The sequence below is a fragment of the Rhizobium sullae genome, from assembly GCF_900169785.1.
In the GTDB taxonomy this organism is placed as follows: Bacteria; Pseudomonadota; Alphaproteobacteria; order Rhizobiales; family Rhizobiaceae; genus Rhizobium; species Rhizobium sullae.
Genome location: NZ_FWER01000081.1, coordinates 1 through 18,714, shown reverse-complemented (window position 1 = coordinate 18,714; position 18,714 = coordinate 1). Strand labels below are relative to the sequence as shown.

Annotated in this window: 11 protein-coding genes and 7 pseudogenes; 10 read left to right on the top strand and 8 right to left on the bottom strand. The window is 56.7% G+C overall.

Annotation, left to right across the window (positions count from 1 at the left end):
- Positions 1-203, top strand: a 203-nt coding sequence (locus BN1800_RS36405; protein ID WP_179213991.1) for an ATP-binding protein, incomplete at its 5' end; no start/stop codon positions are given.
- A gap of 107 nt (positions 204-310) precedes the next feature.
- Here the strand turns inward: BN1800_RS36405 and BN1800_RS36400 are convergent.
- A pseudogene (locus BN1800_RS36400) lies at positions 311-1,673 on the bottom strand (DUF4158 domain-containing protein); the annotation flags it as partial.
- A 152-nt stretch (positions 1,674-1,825) separates the two neighbouring features.
- On the opposite strand from BN1800_RS36400, the gene BN1800_RS36395 reads away from it, so the two are divergent.
- Together BN1800_RS36395 and BN1800_RS36390 are read left to right on the top strand one after the other, a co-directional pair.
- The gene (locus BN1800_RS36395; protein WP_027513912.1) at positions 1,826-2,413 is read left to right on the top strand and encodes a recombinase family protein; all 588 of its coding nucleotides are present in this window, start codon (positions 1,826-1,828) and stop codon (positions 2,411-2,413) included.
- 44 nt (positions 2,414-2,457) lie between these two features.
- Entirely contained in the window at positions 2,458-3,282 is an 825-nt protein-coding gene (locus BN1800_RS36390; RefSeq protein ID WP_244564782.1) for a class I SAM-dependent methyltransferase, read from the top strand.
- 40 nt (positions 3,283-3,322) lie between these two features.
- Here the strand turns inward: BN1800_RS36390 and BN1800_RS36385 are convergent.
- From BN1800_RS36385 to tnpA, 4 genes and pseudogenes are all read right to left on the bottom strand, one after another.
- Positions 3,323-4,457, bottom strand: a pseudogene (locus BN1800_RS36385) (IS110 family RNA-guided transposase).
- Positions 4,458-4,581: 124 nt separating this feature from the next.
- Positions 4,582-6,232: pseudogene (gene tnpC, locus BN1800_RS36380) on the bottom strand (IS66 family transposase).
- 64 nt (positions 6,233-6,296) lie between these two features.
- Complete coding sequence (gene tnpB, locus BN1800_RS36375) at positions 6,297-6,650, bottom strand: IS66 family insertion sequence element accessory protein TnpB (RefSeq protein WP_087005350.1); 354 nt, start codon at positions 6,648-6,650, stop codon at positions 6,297-6,299.
- Complete coding sequence (gene tnpA, locus BN1800_RS36370) at positions 6,647-7,102, bottom strand: IS66-like element accessory protein TnpA (RefSeq protein ID WP_087005347.1); 456 nt, start codon at positions 7,100-7,102, stop codon at positions 6,647-6,649. The genes tnpB (BN1800_RS36375) and tnpA overlap by 4 nt, the downstream gene beginning before the upstream one ends.
- Before the next feature lie 271 nt (positions 7,103-7,373).
- On the opposite strand from tnpA, the pseudogene BN1800_RS36365 reads away from it, so the two are divergent.
- The 5 genes and pseudogenes from BN1800_RS36365 to BN1800_RS43140 form a co-directional block, all read left to right on the top strand.
- Positions 7,374-7,640: pseudogene (locus tag BN1800_RS36365) on the top strand (transposase); the annotation flags it as partial.
- Positions 7,641-7,709: 69 nt separating this feature from the next.
- Complete coding sequence (locus BN1800_RS36360) at positions 7,710-8,096, top strand: transposase (RefSeq protein ID WP_027513939.1); 387 nt, start codon at positions 7,710-7,712, stop codon at positions 8,094-8,096.
- Entirely contained in the window at positions 8,093-8,437 is a 345-nt protein-coding gene (tnpB, locus tag BN1800_RS36355) for an IS66 family insertion sequence element accessory protein TnpB (RefSeq protein ID WP_018329060.1), read from the top strand. The genes BN1800_RS36360 and tnpB (BN1800_RS36355) overlap by 4 nt, the downstream gene beginning before the upstream one ends.
- A 73-nt stretch (positions 8,438-8,510) precedes the next feature.
- Positions 8,511-10,103 carry an IS66 family transposase gene (tnpC, locus tag BN1800_RS36350; protein ID WP_087005344.1) on the top strand — a complete coding sequence of 531 codons (1,593 nt, stop codon included), beginning with the start codon at positions 8,511-8,513 and terminating at the stop codon, positions 10,101-10,103.
- Positions 10,104-10,146: 43 nt separating this feature from the next.
- A pseudogene (locus BN1800_RS43140) lies at positions 10,147-11,025 on the top strand (IS3 family transposase); the annotation flags it as partial.
- Between the two features lie 72 nt (positions 11,026-11,097).
- Here BN1800_RS43140 and BN1800_RS36340 read toward each other — a convergent pair.
- Complete coding sequence (locus BN1800_RS36340; RefSeq protein WP_051336862.1) at positions 11,098-13,653, bottom strand: two-component system VirA-like sensor kinase; 2,556 nt, start codon at positions 13,651-13,653, stop codon at positions 11,098-11,100.
- A 1,224-nt stretch (positions 13,654-14,877) separates the two neighbouring features.
- Here BN1800_RS36340 and virD4 point away from each other — a divergent pair.
- On the top strand, positions 14,878-16,593 hold the full coding sequence (gene virD4, locus BN1800_RS36335) for a type IV secretion system ATPase VirD4 (protein ID WP_037144402.1): 1,716 nt from the start codon (positions 14,878-14,880) through the stop codon (positions 16,591-16,593).
- Between the two features lie 96 nt (positions 16,594-16,689).
- On the opposite strand, the gene virG is transcribed toward virD4, so the two are convergent.
- Together virG and BN1800_RS36325 are read right to left on the bottom strand one after the other, a co-directional pair.
- Complete coding sequence (gene virG / locus BN1800_RS36330; protein ID WP_027513861.1) at positions 16,690-17,415, bottom strand: two-component system response regulator VirG; 726 nt, start codon at positions 17,413-17,415, stop codon at positions 16,690-16,692.
- Between the two features lie 186 nt (positions 17,416-17,601).
- A pseudogene (locus BN1800_RS36325) lies at positions 17,602-18,180 on the bottom strand (NodA family N-acyltransferase).
- 202 nt (positions 18,181-18,382) lie between these two features.
- Between BN1800_RS36325 and BN1800_RS36320 the strand changes: the two are divergent.
- Positions 18,383-18,571 (top strand): annotated as a pseudogene (locus tag BN1800_RS36320) (IS6 family transposase); the annotation flags it as partial.
- Positions 18,572-18,714: the final 143 nt, after the last annotated feature.

Here is an 18,714-nt window from a genome sequence, read left to right as displayed (position 1 = left end):
GCAGGAAATCCACTCTGATCACCGCCCAACTGCCCGTGGCCCAGTGGCACGAGATGATCGGGGAACCGACGATCGCTGACGCCATCCTCGATCGTATCGTCCATAACGCCCATCGAATTGCGCTCGAGGGAGACAGCATGAGGAGGCAAAAACCACGACCGCTCTTGACCGAAGCGCGAAACGCCGAAATCAATAACCAATGACATCAACCAGGCGAACGAAAGTCGATCCCGCGAGACTGTCCGGGATCTAGTGAAGCGACTGTCCGGGATTTACCGGAATCGCTGTCCCGTTAATCCGAAATCCGCAGCCGATCCGGCTTTTCGTCTTCGAAGATCAGTTCGCGCTCCGATTTTGCCAGATGGGCGACCGGAACGCGAACGGGTAACACGCGATGTCCGTCCGCATAGAGCATTTTCAAGGTGGCGACGGCAGCAAGCAGCGGATCGTGCCGCCGCCGGGAGTGAAAGGTGAACGTCTCGAGAAAGGCACCAGCATATTTACGGACGGTCGCATGTTGTTCGGCCGCCGTCATCAGCGCCGACACATCGTTGCTTTCCACCATGGCTTCGAGGCCGGGTTTGATCTGCAGCAGCCGATGCCAGCCGACTTGCCGATCCAGTGTCGTCATGGGATCTGCGTCGGTATCGTTGGCGGACTGCAGGGCCAGGATCTTGTCGAGGAACAGCCGCAACGCTTTGGACGTTTCCACGCGGGCACTCATATGACGCTGCTTTTTCCTGTTGTTGGCCTGCGAGAACAGCCGGCCCATCATCTTGATGAACATCATCACCGCATCGTCGGTGAGCTTCTGGCCGAGCTTGATGATCTGCGCGACAATCGTCGCACGCCGGCGACTGGCATTGAAGTCGTTGGCGAGCCAAGCCGGTGTGGCGTCGCCCTCCCGGACCATCTGATCCCATCGTCCCGAAGCGATCCGGGCCTGCAAGCGCGGGTCGATCTCCAGCGTGCGCAGGAATGCAATGCGCTCAGTCAATCCGACCAGGTTCAGCGTACCCGGAGCGTCCGGAGCCGACCGCAGCCAGTGAAAGCGCGTCTGGCCGATCGCCGGGTCGACTTCCAGCAGCCCGTCCAACGTTTGCAAGTTTCTGCTGATCGAGGTCCGCGAGGAGCGCCGCCTCGGCGCGACGACGGGCAATGGCGCGTGCTGCCAAACCCATACGTTCTATCATGTTCGCTACCGGCAGCAGAACCCGGCGCTCTCGGAACGTGACGATGATGGTATTCGCAATCGTCACACCCTTGTCGGTCGTTGAGGCAGTCTCAATTGCTGACAGCAGTGCAGCGCGACGATCCTCGGCTGTAGGACTCCTCATTTCCAGATAGCCCAGCAGGCGAGCTACATGGTTCATGCGTGTCTCTTCCCGGCGGGCGTACAGATCAAATGAAGCTGGATCGGCTCCGATTTGCTCGGCAATATAGTTGAGCATCGCCTTGGGCGGCATCTCGTTGGCCATGAGCGCGCGGCCTGGATAACGCATCAGGCAGAGCTGCACCGCAAAGCCGAGCCGATTATGCTCCCGTCTGCGGACCTCGATTTCGAGCCGGTCGGCCGGTGACAGGGAATAGTGGCGGATCAGGCTGTCCTCGTCGGTCGGAATATCGAAAAGCGCCTGCCGGTCCTGAACTTTGAGAAGTTTCCGCTTGGCCATTTGCTACTCCCTACATTTGCGCATCAATGACCGTGCCCTGTACGGAAAGGTTGGTTTCCGTACAGGGACAAAACGCCCTGTCCACAAATTATCTTGACAGGGTTACGAACAGCTCAGATGTTACGGACAGCCTATTCGGACGATTTGAGCGCATGCCACGCACCTTTGCCTATGTCCGCGTCTCCACGACCGGGCAAACCACGGAAAACCAGATTCAGGAAATCGAAGCCGCCGGTTTCCAGGTTGAGCCACGTCGGATCGTCACCGAGACTGTTTCCGGCAGCACCGCCATTGCGCAGCGCCGTGGCTTTTCCCGACTCATGGACCGGCTGGAAGCAGGGGATATTTTGATCGTCACCAAGCTCGATCGCCTCGGTCGCGACGCCATCGATGTCAGCACTACGGTCAAGACGCTGGCCGAAATGGGGGTTCGCGTCTATTGCCTCGCGCTCGGCGGAGCCGATCTGACCAGTTCGGCCGGCACGATGACCATGAACGTGCTCAATGCCGTCGCACAGTTCGAGCGGGATTTGCTGATCGAACGCACGCAATCGGGTCTCAAACGCGCCAAATCGGAAGGCAAAGTGCTCGGCCGCCCCTCGACGCTTAGCGACAAACAGAAGCAGGATGCGCGCGACGATCTCGCTACAGGCATGAGCGTTTCGGCCGTCGCCAGGAAATTCACCACCAGTCGGCAGACCATCACGCGTGTGCGCGCTGAAAGTTCACGAACCGCGTGATCCTGGGAGATGCGTGGACATCTGTGGCAGCGAAGGACTTTTCAATGCTTAAGCAGGATTTAGCGGATATTTCGTCTCAAAAACTTCTCCATGCAAAGGCATGGGCCGAGGTCTATGAGTTGATTGACGTTCAACTTTCTCCCTTGGGGCTAGGGGCTATCAAAAAGCTAGGTCTGAGTGCCGGCGACACAGTTGCCGATATAGGATGCGGAGCTGGGCAAACCCTCCTCCAACTTGCCGAGCAGGTCGGAACTGAAGGCCAAGTGATCGGGGTTGATGTAGCGCCGCTGCTGTTGGAAATTGCCGGGCAGAGAACCAAACCGCTGAGCCAGGTCAGATTGATCCAGGCAGATGCGGAATCCTTGGATTTGCCGTCTGAGAGTTTGGATGTTGTGTTCTCTCCATTCGGTGTGATGAGTTTCAATGATCCTGTCTCGGCTTTCACGAATTTCCGTCGCCTTCTAAAACCATCCGGCAAATTGGCTTTTAGTTGCTGGCGTGCCCTTGAGGATAATGAGTTGGATCACTTCCCTCTCTCTGCGGTCGGTATCCGGGCCAAAGTCGATGAAACTCCTTTCAGCTTCGCAGATCCGGAATATATACATGGCATCCTTGAAGCTGCTGGCTTCGAAGAGATAGTCATCCAATCGCACGATGAAAAAGTCTCTAGCGGAGATCTCGATGCGATGACTTCGGTGCTTCTGAAGGTGGGACCGCTCGGAAAGATCATCCGCGAGAATCCTGCGTTGCGGGCGACATCCGAGCCCCGATTGCGCCAGGCCTTAGCTGCCTTAGGCGATCCCTCCGTGGTACAGCTTTTGGCTTCCGTCTGGGTCGTCACCGCGCGGACCAAAGCAGCCCCCCGCTAGCACTCGCGCATGCATTGAAAGTCGAAGTTCACGCCTCGTTCTACTTAGCGCAGGATTTTGAACTGCTCTTGTTCTGCCCCCGTGTTGAGACCTGGCATGCAATCGACCAGACGAAGCCCGATAGTTCGCGCGCAATCGCCGTAGTGACGGTTGTCGCGGGCTTTCCGGCCTTCGCAAGCTTTCGGTATCGGCTGCACAATCGCAACTGCGCCTTCCATGCCGTGTCTCGGATTGCTTTTGGAAGCTGCTCCTGGCGGATCAATTGCTCGCGGCTGATCTTTGCAGGAAACCGATAGCTCCAAGCGGCTTCGATCAGCATGCGACGTGCCGTTGTGTTGCCTGCTTTCGTGATTCCTCCCTGCCGCCGAGTTCCTCCGCTTGAATGCTCCGATGGTACCAGCCCGAGATAGGCCATCAATTGGCGCGGGTTTGTGAAGCGGCTCAGGTCGCCCAATTCGGCAATCATCGTAGCGGCCGTCACCAGAGCCATGCCGCGTAGCGATTGCAGCGCGAGGACAACCGGAGCCAACGACCAGTCAGGCAGCATGATCTCGATTTGCTTCGTCAGCCGCTCGCGCCGCTCGGTTGCTGCTTCGATTGTGGCGATATGATCCTCCAGCACGATATGGTGAATTGGCTGCTCAAAGCAAAGACCGGCCAACCAACGTCGATGCATCTGCGTCCAGGCTGGGCGGCTGTAGTGAAAGCCGTGGCGCAGTAAAAATCCACTGAGCTGCTGGCGCGCTTGCCGCAGGCTTCGAACGGCAGCCAAGCGCGCCCGAACCAGATCACGCATCGCCTCATGCGCGGTATCTGGTATCCAAACCGCACTCAGTTCCCCAGCGCGGTGAAGTCTTGCCAGATTGCTGGCATCCCGACGGTCTGTCTTTATGCGATCGCCCGGTAGGGATCAAAGAGGGAGCGACGACGACGCAGTCATGGCCTGCGGCAGAGAGCTGCCGCTGAATGCCGTAGCCGCAAGGTCCTGCTTCGTAGCAAAACTTCAACGTCCGGCCCGGCTGCGACAGCTTGGCCAGCATACGGGCCAAGGCCGTTGGTGTGTTTACGATCTGGCCAAACGCACGCACGTCACCGCGCCCACCACCATCAGCGAGCGCCACCGCGATCGTCTCTTTGTGAACATCCAATCCGACATATGTGATAGTCTCGTCCATGGCCCGTCTCCTATGCATGAGGCGTATGCGGCGTCTCCGTCCCATTGATTATGCGGTTGCAACGGTCAGGTCTTTTGCTTGCTGGTGGTTCTGTGAGCTCGTCGAGGAGTCCCGGACGAGGTCATTATGAGGCACTGATCCGTTGCGCATAGGCCCAGGGCATCAGGGCGTCGATGTCTTTGGCGAGGTGGCCATTTGCGAGGCTGATGAAGAGATCGCGCAGGTAGGCATATGGTTCAACGCCATTCATCTTACATGTGCCGATCAGGCTGGCGAAACGGGCCCAATTACGGCCACCCTCGTCATGCCCGGCAAACAGCGCGTTGCGGCGATTCATGGCTGGGCTGCGGATTGCATTTTCGACGAGGTTGGAGTCGATGTCGACGCAGCCGTCGTCGAGGAATAGCCGGAAGCCGTCCTGGCGTTTCAGCATATAGGCCATGGCTTCGCCGAGGTCGGACTTGCGCGAGACGCGCGCGGCCTGAGCTGTCAGCCAGGTGAAGAACTCGTCCACCAGCGAGCGGGACAGGTTCTGGCGGATAGCCCGGCGATGATCGGGATCACAACCTCGGATGCTGTCCTCGATCTTGTAGAGAGCGGCGATGCGCAACAACGCCTCGTCGACGATGGGCGAACCCTTCTTCGGCTGGGACTTGATCAGTTTTCTGCGGCCATGTGCCCAGCAGAAGGCCAGCCTCAACGGATCGCCACTCGTGCGTTTTGGCGTGGCGAGATGGGAGTAGCCGCCATAGGCATCGACCTGGATCGTGCCGTCGAAGCCGTCGAGGATTTCTGCGGCATATTCGCCTTTACGCCCCGGCCGATAATGGAACACCACGCCCGGCGGCGCAGATCCGTTCCAGCCGCGGTCGTCGCGCAGAATAGCCCAGAGATAGCCAGTTTTCGTCTTGCCGCGGCCCGGATCCAACACCCGGGGCCGTGGTCTCGTCGACATAAAGTCTTGAACTGCCCTGTTTCAGGAGCATGGCCATGCGGTCTACCACCGGCGCGATCGCAGCACCCGTCCGCCCCATCCAATCGGCCAGGACCGTGCGGTCGATCGGCACTCCGTGTCGGGCCATGACTGTCGCCTGACGGTTGAGCGGCATATGTTCGGAAGGCTTGGACACGGCGATCTGCGCCAACAGGGCTTCGGTCGGCCAGCTGCCTTCCAACAGATGTGCCGGCGCCCTGGCCTGAACCACGCCGGTGCGGCCCTTGGGACACGCGTATTTCGGGCGGATCGTGACGATCACCTGATAGCAAGCCGGAATTTGATCGAGCCGTTCCGTCCGATCTTCGCCGATCCGCACCATGTTGCCGCAACCACAGGGGCAAGCAATGCTATCGGGCTCGATCACCCGCTCGACTCGCGGCAGGTGCTCAGGCAGCGAGCGCGCCTTGCGCTGTTTGCGCGGGACGGCCTTTTCGGGATCGGATCCGCTGGCCGCGATCTTTCCCTCGACAACAGCGATCTGGGCCTGTGTTTCGGCAATCGCCGTCTCAAGGTCTTCCAGCGCCAGTTCCATCTGCGCCGGATCGAGCTTTTCCGATTTCGGCCCGAACTTCGTGCGGCGGTAATCCTGAACCTGGCTCTCCAGCTTCTCGATCAATTCCTTCAGCTCGCTGATGAAGGCGTCCTTTTCGGCCACCACCGCCTGCTCATGCTGGCGTGCCGCACGCTCGACCGACAGCTCGAACTGCACCGCCGCAAAGGCTTTCAATACCTCGACAGGAAGGTCCGGGAACTGGCTGAGATCGATCGGTTGCGACATGCGTCTTCATAGCAAATCGAAGCAGAAAAGCCCAATAAAACAATGCCAAAATCAAGCAGGTGAGTCATCCTGCCGCACTCGGCGCTGTTACCCGCCGCGCCATAACTCGTCGCCAGTCGAGACCTTCGAACAAGGCTTCGTATTGAGCCCGAGAAAGACGCATCGTTCCATCCTGCACCTTGGGCCAGGCAAAACTGCCCTGTTCCAGGATTTTGTAGGTCAGCACCATTCCGGTGCCATCCCATACCAGGATTTTCAGACGATCGCCGCGCTTCGACCGGAAGACCACGGTGACGCCGGAATGCGGATCAAGCTTCAACTCGGTCTGCACCATCAATGCCAGCGCCTGGTGGCCACAGCGGAAGTCCACCGGCCGCGTCGCGATCAGGATCGGCAATCGTTGGCCCGCGACGATCATGCCGTCCCTCGCATCGCCCGCACCAAGGCCGCAACCCGATCAACCGGCACATCGCCGGGAACCCGCACCAGGAGGTCTGCGCCTATTTCTACTGTCATGATCCCCGAAGTGATCTCGACCGGCTCCGGTATTGGTGATGCATCGGCAGCCTCCTTCGGCTCCGTCGTAATCGCCAGGGGCACAAAGGCAGGCACGAATGCTCCGCTATCCTCGCAAGGAACCCCTGCCATCAGTTCCGCAGGCAGCGCCAGAAGTCCCTGACGCGCCTGCCGGCGCCAGTCCGATAGCTGGTGCGCAAGCAGATCATGGCGACGCGCAACATCAACAACCCGCGTACCGGGTTGAAGGCTCTCCGCTACAATCCGCGCCTTCAGATCATTGGGCCATCGCCGGTTTCCACGACGAGGCTCGACAACTTCGCATCGCCCAACAAATCCCTCACCATCCGCCATTCCAAATCTCCAGCTCTTGCCGAAAACCTTCTGGCAGAAACCTCAATGTTCAGAAACATGCGGAATCAATGGGGCGTAGGCGGCGCATACCATGAGGCTCTACGAGAGGATCGCTCTCGCAACCCTCGATACCTGCATATTGTGAGACGGGTCACACCGGTCCCAGGCGAACATTTAGTCTAGAACCGCCATCCCTCCCGCTTCCGCTTTCCTTAATCTGGACTTGCTTCGGAGAAGTGGAGAGGTTTTCTTGAATCGAAAGGAAACCGGAATGCCGAAGCAGAAGAATTTTACCAAGGAATTTGAGGAAGCGGTGCGCCTGGCGCAGACGAGCGGCCGGACGCAGCGCGAGATTGCCCAGGACTTGGGCGTCGGCCTATCGACGCTGGTGCGGTGGATTGGCCGTAGCCGTGATCAGGCGATGGACGCGCCGATAGGGTCGGCTGCCACCGAGGACATGACGGCCGAGCTGAAACGGTTACGCCGGGAGAACGAAGTCCTGCGGCAGGAACGCGAGATACTGAGTAAGCGGCAAGCAGACCCCATCTGGCGTTGGTAGCGTTGGCCCCTGTATTGCGGACAGACGATTCACAAACTGTGAGCTTCTATGTCTGCGCCTAGCTCTGGAACTAGAAACTTCCATATGATCGAGGCCGTTCCGGAACGGCTTGAGGGCGCGCCGCGGCAATTTCGGCGGCGCTGGTCCGATGAATTCAAGGAGCGGGCTGTGGCTGAGGCGATGGAGCCCGGTGCAAGCGTGTCAGCGATTGCGCATCGCATCGGCATACATCCGTCCCAACTATTTGGCTGGCGCCGCGATGCTCGTGCCGGACAACGATCGCTTTCGCAGGATCCGGCTGTTCAGATAGAAGCTGGGCCAGTTGGCGCGAGAGCAGTGATCGAGCTTGTCATCGGCGATATCGTTGTCCGAGCTGGCGCTGATATCGATGAAGCACACCTGCGGCGAGTGATCCGGGCGGTGCGATCGGCATGATCCCGTCGGGCGTGAAGGTCTTTCTTGCGAGCCATCCCATCGACTTCCGCAAGGGGCCGGACAGTTTGCTGTCGCTGGTGCGCGATGCCGGCAGTGACCCGTTCAACGGGGCGCTCTATGTCTTCCGGGCAAAGCGCGCGGACCGGATCAAGATCGTGTGGTGGGATGGTTCCGGGGTTTGCCTCTATGCCAAGCGGTTGGAGAAAGCGCAGTTCTGTTGGCCACGTATCGGCCACAGCCGGGTCCAACTCAACCATGCGCAGCTTCTGGCTTTGGTCGATGGAATGGACTGGAAGCGGGTTCGCTTCACGCCAGTCAAACCTCCCGAAATTGTTGGGTAAACCGCTGCGGCGAAGTAAATCAGGTGGCTGAAACCACGGGCGGATTGCAGCAAAATATGCTCTGATCAGACCCATGACGCCACCCGATCTTGAGCTTCCGGATGATGTAGAGGCACTGAAAGCCATGGTTCTTGCCATGGCCGCAAAGGCAGCCCGCGTCGAGGCTTTGGAGAAGCAGGTCGATGACCTCCAGGCCCGGAACGCTGACGCCGATGAGCGCATCGAGCGGCTGACGCAAATCTTGAAAGCATTCGATCGAGCTCACTTTGGACGGCGTTCGGAAAAGCTTGCAGCATCCACGGTCGACGACGAGCAGCATGCCTTTGTCTTCGAAGAAATCGAGACTGGCATTGCGGCAATCAGGGCTCAGATCACAAAAGGCCGCGGGAATGCGGATGCCAAACGTGCTCCGCGGCCACGCAAGGGCTTCGCGCCGCATCTTGAGCGCGTCGAGGTCGTGATCGAGCCGGAAGAGTTGCCGGAACACGCGGGTAAGCAGAAGATCCTAATCGGAGAAGACGTCTCCGAACGGCTGGACGTCGTCGCAGCGAAGTTCCGGGTCATCGTCACCCGCCGGCCGAAATATGCCTTTAAGAACGAAGACGGCGTCATCCAGGCTGCGGCTCCGGCACACATCATCGAAGGCGGCATTCCAACAGAAGCGCTTCTGGCCCAGATCGCCGTCTCCAAATATGCCGACGGCCTGCCACTTTATCGCCAGGAAGCCATCTACGCCCGTGACAAGGTCGAACTTGACCGCAAGCTGATGGCCCAATGGATGGGCAAGCTGGGGTTCGAGCTCAACATCCTCGCGGACTACATCCTGAACGAGATCAAGAAGGCCGAACGAATTTTTGCCGATGAAACGACCTTGCCGACACTTGCGCCTGGTTCCGGATCAGCAAAGACGGCGTGGCTCTGGGCATATGCAAGGGATGACCGCCCCTTCGGAGGCAGTGGCCCGCCGATGGTGGCCTATCGCTTCGAGGACAGTCGCGCGACCGAGTGCGTTGCACGGCACCTGAGCGGCTATCGGGGGATTTTGCAAGTCGACGGATACGGTGCTTACAATAAGCTTGTCCGCAAGGATGGTGGCAATGACGGGGTCACCCTGGCTGGCTGCTGGTCGCACAGTCGGAGAAAGTTCTATGAGTTGCATGTCGCAAAAACCTCAAAGGTTGCCACAGAGACGGTCGAACGTATGGCGAAGCTCTGGGAGATTGAGGAAACCATCCGGGGTCAAAACCCTGAGGCTCGTGCTGCAGCACGTCAGGAAGTCTCTGCAGCGATCGTCAAAGACCTCTTCACCTTCTGGCAGGCGACCCTGCCACGGGTCTCCGGCAAATCCAAACTCGCGGAAGCCCTCCGCTATGCCATCTCGCGTCGCGACATCTTCGAACGCTTCCTAACCGACGGTCGCGTCGAGATCGACTCCAACATCGTCGAGCGGGCGATCAGACCTCAGGCGATCACAAGGAAGAATAGCCTATTCGCCGGAAGCGACGGTGGCGGCAAGACCTGGGCGACCATCGCAACGCTCCTGCAAACGGCAAAGATGAATGCCGTCGATCCGCAAGCCTGGCTTACCCAGGCACTTGAGCGCCTCGCAAATGGATGGCCCAGCAGCGAAATCGACGCCCTCATGCCGTGGAACTACACGGCCTGAACGGCCCCAGCTTGTCGCTTACGATACTGAAGCGTGCCGCGACTTTTTTCGCCAAGGAGGGAAGTCGATGAAGTTCCGTTTCATCGACCAGGCGAAAACGGAATTCCCCGCATACCGTCTCTGCAAGGTACTGGGCGTCAGCCAGAGCGGCTATTTTGCCTGGAAAGACCGGCCCGCACGTCGTCGGCAGCGCGAAGACATGGTGATGCTGGCGCATGTGCGCTTTGCCTATGCGCTTTCTCACGAGACCTACGGCAGCCCACGCATGACGCGAAAATTGCAGGACAGCGGCTTTGCCATCGGCCGACGACGAACCGCCCGGCTCATGCGCGAGAATGGCCTGCACGCCCGGCAGAGGCGGAGGTTCAAGCGCACTACGGATAGCCAACATGCCTTTCCGGTAGCCCCCAATATCATCGATCAGGATTTTGCAGCGACCGGGCCAAACCAGAAAATGGGGTGTTGATATTTCCTACGTATGGACCCGCGAGGGCTGGCTCTATCTGGCCGTTGTCATCGACCTGTTCTCCCGCCGCGTCGTCGGCTGGGATACCGGTGATCGGCTCCATCGCCAACTGGCAGTCAATGCTCTTCGAAAAGCCATTATCATGCGTCGACCAAAGCCTGGCCTGATCCATCACTCCGACCGCGGCAGTCAATATTGTTCAGTTGACTATCAGGCCCCGCTGCGCAGCAATGGCATCCTAATCTCGATGTCAGGAAAGGGAAACTGCTATGATAACGCCATGGTCGAAACGTTCTTCAAGAGGTTGAAATCAGAGCTTATCTGGAGGACTATCAGACGCGAAATCAGGCCGAAATTGCCACTGCCCGCTACATCGATGGCTTCTACAATCCCACCCGGCGGCACTCGGCGCTTGACTACCTAAGCCCCGCACAGTTCGAGACACTGGCCGCATGATCTGAAAATGCCTCTCCACTTCTCCGAAGCAAGTCCAATCTCAGTAGGTCTTCCTTGTGCACGACTGCAGCCTCACGTCCTGATCATCATACGAATTGCACATGCCATGGTCCTCGACGAGACTGGCTTAGCCAGGGCAATCGCGGAGGCTCGGTCATCAGCCGCAGGTGGCATGTTAAGGTTAGCTCCACCAATGATGATGACAGGCACTGTTTTAAGGGCTGCATGTATGGCTTCGGCGCGCCATCGCCCGGGAAAAGACAAATGGTCCGCCACAATAAGATCGACTGCTTTCCCCCTAAACATCCAATCGCAAAGATTGTCGAATGTGTTGAAGCCGACTGGCTCATAGCCTAATGCGGCAATCTTGTCCTCATACATCTCCAGCGTCCCTCGGTCGGGCTCTACTACTGCGACGACCTCTCCGTTACCAAGTGGTATTTCACAAGGCCCAAAAAAGCTGTCCGCACTCACCGGCTCCTTTGAGGAAGGCGGTAGATAAATGTCGAAGCGCGTACCGCGCCCAACGGTTGAGCTAACATCAATACATCCTGCATGCGCTTTCACATACCCGTGAACTGCAGCGAGACCGAGCCCCGTCCCGCCCATGCACGAGCGCGTGGTGAAAAAGGGCTCAAAAATATACGGTAGTACTGCTTCAGCAATACCGTTGCCGTTATCGCCGACAGAAAGGAGGACATAGTCCCCGGGAGGCAAAGCGCCAGGAGCAAGTGTCTTCGATTGGGAGACATAAGTGCGAGAGACGCTGACCTCAACGCGGCCTCCATTCGTGACAGCCTCCGAGGCATTCTTGCAGAGATTCATCAGGATCTGCTGTATTTCCAATGGGTTTCCATCGATTACCGTTTGCCTCTCGTCAATTTTTAAATCCAGCTCTACATCCGCACGAAGCGTAACGCGCAGCAACGGAGCTAAATCCATTGTCACCTCGGAGACGTTGAAGGCCTTGGTCTTACGTTTCTGGTTTCGGCTCAGTGCCAAGATCTGATCAATGATCAGCCTTGCTCGATCGCCTGCAGCAATGATTTGGCCGATGTAACCTCTTGTTCTCGAGAGGGGGTGCAGAAGACTGTGGGCCATCTCGGCATAGCCGAGGATTGCCCCTAAAAGGTTGTTGAATTCATGCGCCATGCCGCCTGCAAGTGTGCCGACGGCCTTCAGCCGTTCCGCATGCTCCAACCGCCTCTCCAGAAGGTTATGTTCCATCTGCCTACGTCGAAGATCGATGTAATCGCAGACACGACCAGTAGCGCACTCAAGAAGTTGGACCTCACTGGAAGAGAGCCCTGAACGGTCTTGCTCATAGGCAAGGCAACAAACGGTGATTAGCTGATCGGAGGCCTTGAAGACAAGCACCTGAGAAAGACCAGAAGTCCCCTCCGCAACCCCGCGAACGTTTTGCGCGGGAACGATGGCAAACGGGGGCAGTTGTTCCCCCGCCTGGACAAGCGAAACAATTTCAAGCAGCAGCCCATCGTTCCATGTAGACCCAGGATTGTTTGCGGCGAAGCACTCAGCCGCCCTCCTGGCACTCACTTCGACCAGTGCCAGCGCGCACTGATCAGCATTGAAAAAGCGCTGAACAACTCGAAGTGCGGCTTGGGTTGAGGAAGTTAACGACATCTTTGTTGCTCCACTATCTCTGAAGCAAGCCTCAATTTCCTTCATCGTCGCTTCAAATTGCAAGCGCCTTACCAACCGATTCGTGTACAGATGCAATCTTGAGAGGAGCACGACTATACAAAAGCAGAGGCATATTGGTTCGAAGGTCATAAACATTCGTGCCCACTTCTCGCCCAGATTGATCAAGCTGTGGTGTTTTACATATTCGCGCTCCAGTTTCGCGGCTTCGGCAATAGTGTCGGATGACGCAATGCTATTTACGGCTTCGTTCACCTGCGGCAGCAAAGACAGGATGACTCGACCATTGCGTACAACATGTTCAATGGCCTCATTCTCACCCCCCGTCGATTGAAGCCGGTCAAGATTTCTATCGATCTCTGACGCAAGGTTCGAACTCGGACGAAGCAAAAACTGCAGAATCAAATGGCCGAGTTCGAGCCTCGGTGATCCCGGAAGCAAGCTCACAAAGTGTTCGAAACTTGAGAGAGCGTTTTGCAAGCGCGCGTTCTGTGCGCCCAAGCCGGCGACGATCGCATCTGTCCTTTCGACCGACAGCTTTACCCGAGTTAGCAGTTGAGAGAGATCACTGGCGTTCTCGTGAGTCGCCTTTTCAAACAACTCCTGAAGGTCAATCAGGCTCTTCTGCACTGCCTGTAACTTTTCCGCAACAGGGCTGTAATCCCGTAGCATGCCGGCGTGAACGCGAAGCACATCGCGCTGCAGCAATGCACCATTGGTCTTAATTCTTTGCAATTCACTTAGTATTACCTGATTAGTCTGATTGTCTTGCCCGCACCAGCTTGCAAGCACTGTCAACAACACAGTCGTGACGACCAACACAAAAACTATCTTGGTGCTGAGTTTCTTCTCCCAAGAAGTCAGCGACGAATCATCCGCGTTCGCCCGCCTTCCTGAGCATCGCGATCTGAACATTAGCTCGGTTTCGCGCTGATGGATGCACGGTCGGTGCTGAACCTGAAACACCACGCCCCTCCCCGTTCAGTAGCGTGACTACGCCTATTCCCCACTGCAATCGATACGCATCGCAACGCGACGTCCGGGACGCATAGGCGAGGAAGGTTGTTCGTCTTTTGTGGATCTCGATGGGACTGCTCATAGACACTGCTGCAAGCTCTGTGACATCTCTTGCAGACCTGGGCCACCAGTAAGCTCGCGCATTCCGATTTGCATCTAAGTGGCTTACCCTCGCGTGATGGTATTTTGTGCGAACACGTAGGCCCCGTAGACATCAGGAGCCTCCAGCATTTCAATGACGCGACTGACAAGGGATTTTTCTCTTCGCTATCACCAAACTTGCCAAAGTCCGTCGCAACCAAGCTAGTTGCAGCCACACGTTTTCCCCAAAATTGCGTGCTGTTTCGCGCGGTTTATCAGTTACTAACCGTTCTGCAATATTAGTCAGCAGCCCATCTGGGAGATCAGAAAGGTAACGTCGTACCTCGGCCGCCCTCCCGCCGTCGCGGGGATGAACTTCAGGTGTGCGTATCCGTTTGCTATCGTGATCTATGATAGGACTCCGAAGTAATTTCCATTGCCCTATGAGGCTACCATCGAAGCTTGATCTGCTAAATCGAATTAGCGTTACATTTGTAGTCCTACTGAAGGTTGCCGCCGCGGACATACCCCCTCATCGCCACTTTAGGTATGTTATATGTGTCGAAGAACAAGCAAAGCGAGCGTGCAAGACAATCGGCGTTTCGCAATCCTATGGCCAGGGCACGTCAATGCGCCCCTTGTGAGAGGCGGATTTCACTTACGCTTCGCCGACGGCAGCCTTCCGTAGGGCCGCTACTGATAGATCAGCCGAGCTTTATCAATTTGACTGACTCTTAAGCGGAGCCCTGACGTTCAATGACGCCGTTTGGGGCCGACAGGCGACGTTTTCCTTTGCCGATCCCAATTCGTGAAGGGCGGGATGAATTTGTTTTCCTGTTATGTTCGGAGACGTAGCAAGCAATAGGGGCACGTTACAAAACGATTTCTAATCGATTGACATTGCAACAGAATTTCTTTCTTTCACCTTGATTCCAATATCTTCAGTGCTTAGATCCTTATCGATGGTTGGCGGATATCTGCATATCGGGCAGGTCCGCGTCTTCCGCTCTTCACGCGGCGCCATAAAGTCGCGACCTCCGGCCGGGGTGTCGCAGCATCTTGCAGCCGCTCGAATCATACGGTGGAACGACCATTTCAAGCAAAACTACGTTTTCAAACAAAACTACGCCCTCAAGCATCGCTTTGAGCATTCTGTGCTCACTGGCTGCAGGTTTTTGTGCGGCAAGTCTGTACGCAACATTCCGTCACGGAATTAGCGGTGAAGCGTTGATGGCGTTTGACATCCTCGCTTTTTGGTACGAGACGCCTTTCTATTTGGGCTATACAACGCTTGCCTTCTATTATGGCTTAGCTGTCGTCGTCTCAACATCGGGAATCGTCCTGCTGGTTCAGCAGATGCTTTCCGAAGGCAGCCGCGAGCATCACGGCACGGCGCGCTGGGCTGGCGTGGGTGAAATGCGCCGTACAGGTTATCTGCAGCGGTACAGCCGCATCAGTGGTCCAATATTTGGAAAGACAAGTGGCCCTTTTTGGTCCGACTATTACCTGACCAATGGCGAGCAGCCTCACAGCCTTATCGTTGCGCCGACCCGCGCGGGAAAAGGCGTGGGCATTGTCATTCCCACGCTACTTACTTTCAAGGGCTCAGTGATAGCTCTCGACGTTAAGGGTGAGCTTTTTGAACTCACCTCTAGGGCACGCAAAGCCGATGGCGACAGTGTGTTGAAATTCGCACCGCTAGATCCAGAACGGCGGACGAGTTGCTATAATCCTCTGTTGGATATCATAGCATTGCCTCCAGAGCGGCAGTTCACCGAGGCACGCCGCTTGGCGGCGAACCTCATTACGACCAAGGGACAGGGCGCGGAAGGTTTCATCAACGGCGCTCGAGATCTTTTTGTCGCCGGCATTCTTGCCTGCATCGAGCGCGGCACGCCAACAATCGGGGCCGTTTACGACCTCTTTGCTCAGCCAGGCGAGAAATATAGGCTCTTTGCGCGCCTCGCGGAGGAGACCCAGAACAAAGAGGCTCAGCGGATCTTCGACGACATGGCGGGCAACGATACAAAAATTCTAACCTCCTACACTTCTGTGCTGGGCGATGGCGGGCTCAACTTATGGGCGGACCCCCTGGTTAAAGCCGCGACAAGCCGCTCAGATTTCTCAATCTATGATTTGCGTCGCCGAAGAACTTGCATTTATCTTTGCGTTAGCCCAAACGATCTTGAGGTCGTCGCGCCTCTGATGCGCCTACTCTTTCAGCAGGTCGTTTCAATTCTACAACGCTCGCTGCCTGGCAAGGATGAGAAGCACGAGGTGCTATTCCTGCTGGATGAGTTCAAGCACTTGGGCAAGCTGGAGGCGGTTGAAACGGCAATCACGACCATCGCGGGCTACAAGGGCCGCTTTATGTTCATTATCCAAAGCCTCTCGGCATTGTCGGGAACATACGACGAGGCCGGCAAACAAAACTTTCTCAGCAATACTGGCGTGCAAGTCTTCATGGCCACCGCCGATGACGAGACACCAAATTATATTTCGAAAGCGATCGGTGAATATACGTTTCAAGCGCGCTCCACTTCCCATACCCAAGGGCGAATGTTCGATCGCAATATTCAGATTTCAGATCAAGGATCACCTCTACTGCGGCCCGAGCAGGTCCGTCTGCTCGACGACAAATGCCAAATTGTCCTCATTAAGGGCCAGCCACCATTGCAACTGCGAAAGGTTCGATATTACTCCGATCGCGCACTAAAGCGCATCTTTGAAAGCCAGACAGGAGGCCTTCCGGAGCCCGCACGCTTGATAATCACCGAGGAGGGACTCGGCGCAAATTGCCAATCTTAACGGCCGCTGCCGACACGGCCATCTCGGGAACCGCATTACACGGCGGCACCTCGTGGGCAACAGGCGCCGAGCCGCCGACCCTCCCATGGACACCGATCAGGCGGCCAATGCGCCCCCGTCGTTGGTATCCACATCAGCGTCGAAGAAATAGCCTGCACCCCTGGATGTTTTAATCAGACGAGGGTGGGCCGGATCCGCCTCAAGCTTTCGGCGCAAACGCAATATGAGGACATCAACACTTCGGTCATGCACCTCTTCTCCACGCACTCGGCTCGCAAGCAAAAGCCGCTCTCTGGATAAAACGTCCCGTGGTTTTTCCAGAAAGGCGACTAGTAGATTGAACTCACCTGCGGTCAGCTTGACCTCGCCGCTTTGTTCAAAGATCAATCGGCGTTGATTAAGATTGAGTCTCCAACCAGCAAAATAAAACGAACGTCGATCTTTTGCCCCTGGATTGATGGGCCGCTGGCGCAATGCTACTCGAATGCGGGCCAAGAATTCGCGCATTCCAAAAGGCTTGGAAACGAAATCAGCTGCCCCGAGCTCCAGTGCAACGACTTTTTCGGCCTCCTCAAGACGATCGCCGCTGATGGCAATAGTTGGAATATCCGATTTTGTCGCCAAATTGCGGACGATTTCCAGACCATCTTCGCGACCCAGATTAAGATCAACAACCACGAGATCGACCGGCGCACACGAGAGTACGCGATTGAGCTGCCTAGTATCGCTTACCGCGGTTACCTTAAAGGCATGTATCGTTAGGTATTCGACAATGAGGTGCCGTATAGCGGCATCGTCATCGATGACAAGAACGTGTTTCAATGGCTCTCCTTCACTCTTGAAACTGGCTGGCAAAAACTTCCTCGTAGGGCAGATGAACACGATCTGTACGCCACAGCTTTCGCCAATCCCAAACCCACTCGCCGTCCCTGCCGCGCTTACATTCGCAGAGATGAAGACGATCTGGTGCGTGACGACTCGGCGCTTCGCGTATGTAGGCAGGATGTTTCACAGCTCCGGACCATTCCGATCGATCAGTGTGCCGTCGGCCCACTCGCTCATCGCGCGTCCAAGTTGAAAAATCACGACAAGTACGTTTTCGATGCCCGTGGAGGCAGGTCGAGATACACGTCTGAAATGGTGGACCACACTCGAACCCCCGCCACAATTGTCGCCACACCGTATATGCAGAGCCTTTTAATGTACTTGTGCAGCGCGTGCCGAATGGTGCCAAGCTGCTGCAACACTGGATACACCCTGTCGTGCAGCGAAGCTCAACCGGAGACCATTAAGGTCTGGACGGCCCCCCAAACAGTCCCAGTTCGGCCACCATTAACTCAACCTCGCCGACTTTAATGAAACGGCGCAACAGGCCCACATGAGCCGCTATCCCGTTCGTCGTAAGCGATTAGACGAAACTCAGCCCTTGCTCCGGCAACTTCGACTCTCTTCAAATTGTGTTGCACTAAAGCCTCCAGTCGGACCATATGTCCTTCGAAAGAACTCAGCGAGCTCGATGTGATCCGAAAGCTCCAGCTGATTTTCCCAGCATAGTTTCCACCGCAGCGCATGTGCTTCCTCCTGCACCGATCGCAAGTCTTGCCACCTGATGCTTGATTGGGATCAAAATTCAGCGTCTTCTAATGGTACTACGGGACATCGGTAAAGTTGATTGTTTGGATAGCCGGCATCCATGGCATGAATAAATGAGGTGTAACTTCATAGGCCTTGATCTGACGGGTGATGTCACGTTGTCAGCGGCTTAACGGTTGTCTGGTAATGGGTTGGGATGAACAGTCCGGCCGTAAGCTACAAGAACCACCGCTTTCCACCGCAGATCATCGCGCGTGCGGTCTGGCTGTATTTTCGGTTCCCTTTGAGCCTGAGGATGGTCGAGGAGATGCTGCTGGAGCGCGGTATCGTCGTCTCCCATGAGACGATCCGGAGATGGGGTCGCAAATTCGGAACGGCTTATGCTGCGGGTTTCGGTAATTCGCGGACAGGGGTTCCATTGAATCCCGGACAGCGATTTCACTAAATCCGGGACGGCGATGTCACGTTATTTGATCAAGGTCGGAACAAGGCGCTTGTGTGAGACGTCAGGCGGTTGCGCCGGTCACG

Coding starts and splice junctions, on each gene's coding strand:
- tnpB (WP_087005350.1), bottom strand. CDS start 6,650: ATGATCGTCGCGGGCCAACGATTGCCGATCCTGATCGCGACGCGGCCG.
- BN1800_RS36360 (WP_027513939.1), top strand. CDS start 7,710: ATGTCTGCGCCTAGCTCTGGAACTAGAAACTTCCATATGATCGAGGCC.
- tnpA (WP_087005347.1), bottom strand. CDS start 7,102: ATGGCGGATGGTGAGGGATTTGTTGGGCGATGCGAAGTTGTCGAGCCT.
- tnpB (WP_018329060.1), top strand. CDS start 8,093: ATGATCCCGTCGGGCGTGAAGGTCTTTCTTGCGAGCCATCCCATCGAC.
- BN1800_RS36395 (WP_027513912.1), top strand. CDS start 1,826: ATGCCACGCACCTTTGCCTATGTCCGCGTCTCCACGACCGGGCAAACC.
- tnpC (WP_087005344.1), top strand. CDS start 8,511: ATGACGCCACCCGATCTTGAGCTTCCGGATGATGTAGAGGCACTGAAA.
- BN1800_RS36390 (WP_244564782.1), top strand. CDS start 2,458: ATGCTTAAGCAGGATTTAGCGGATATTTCGTCTCAAAAACTTCTCCAT.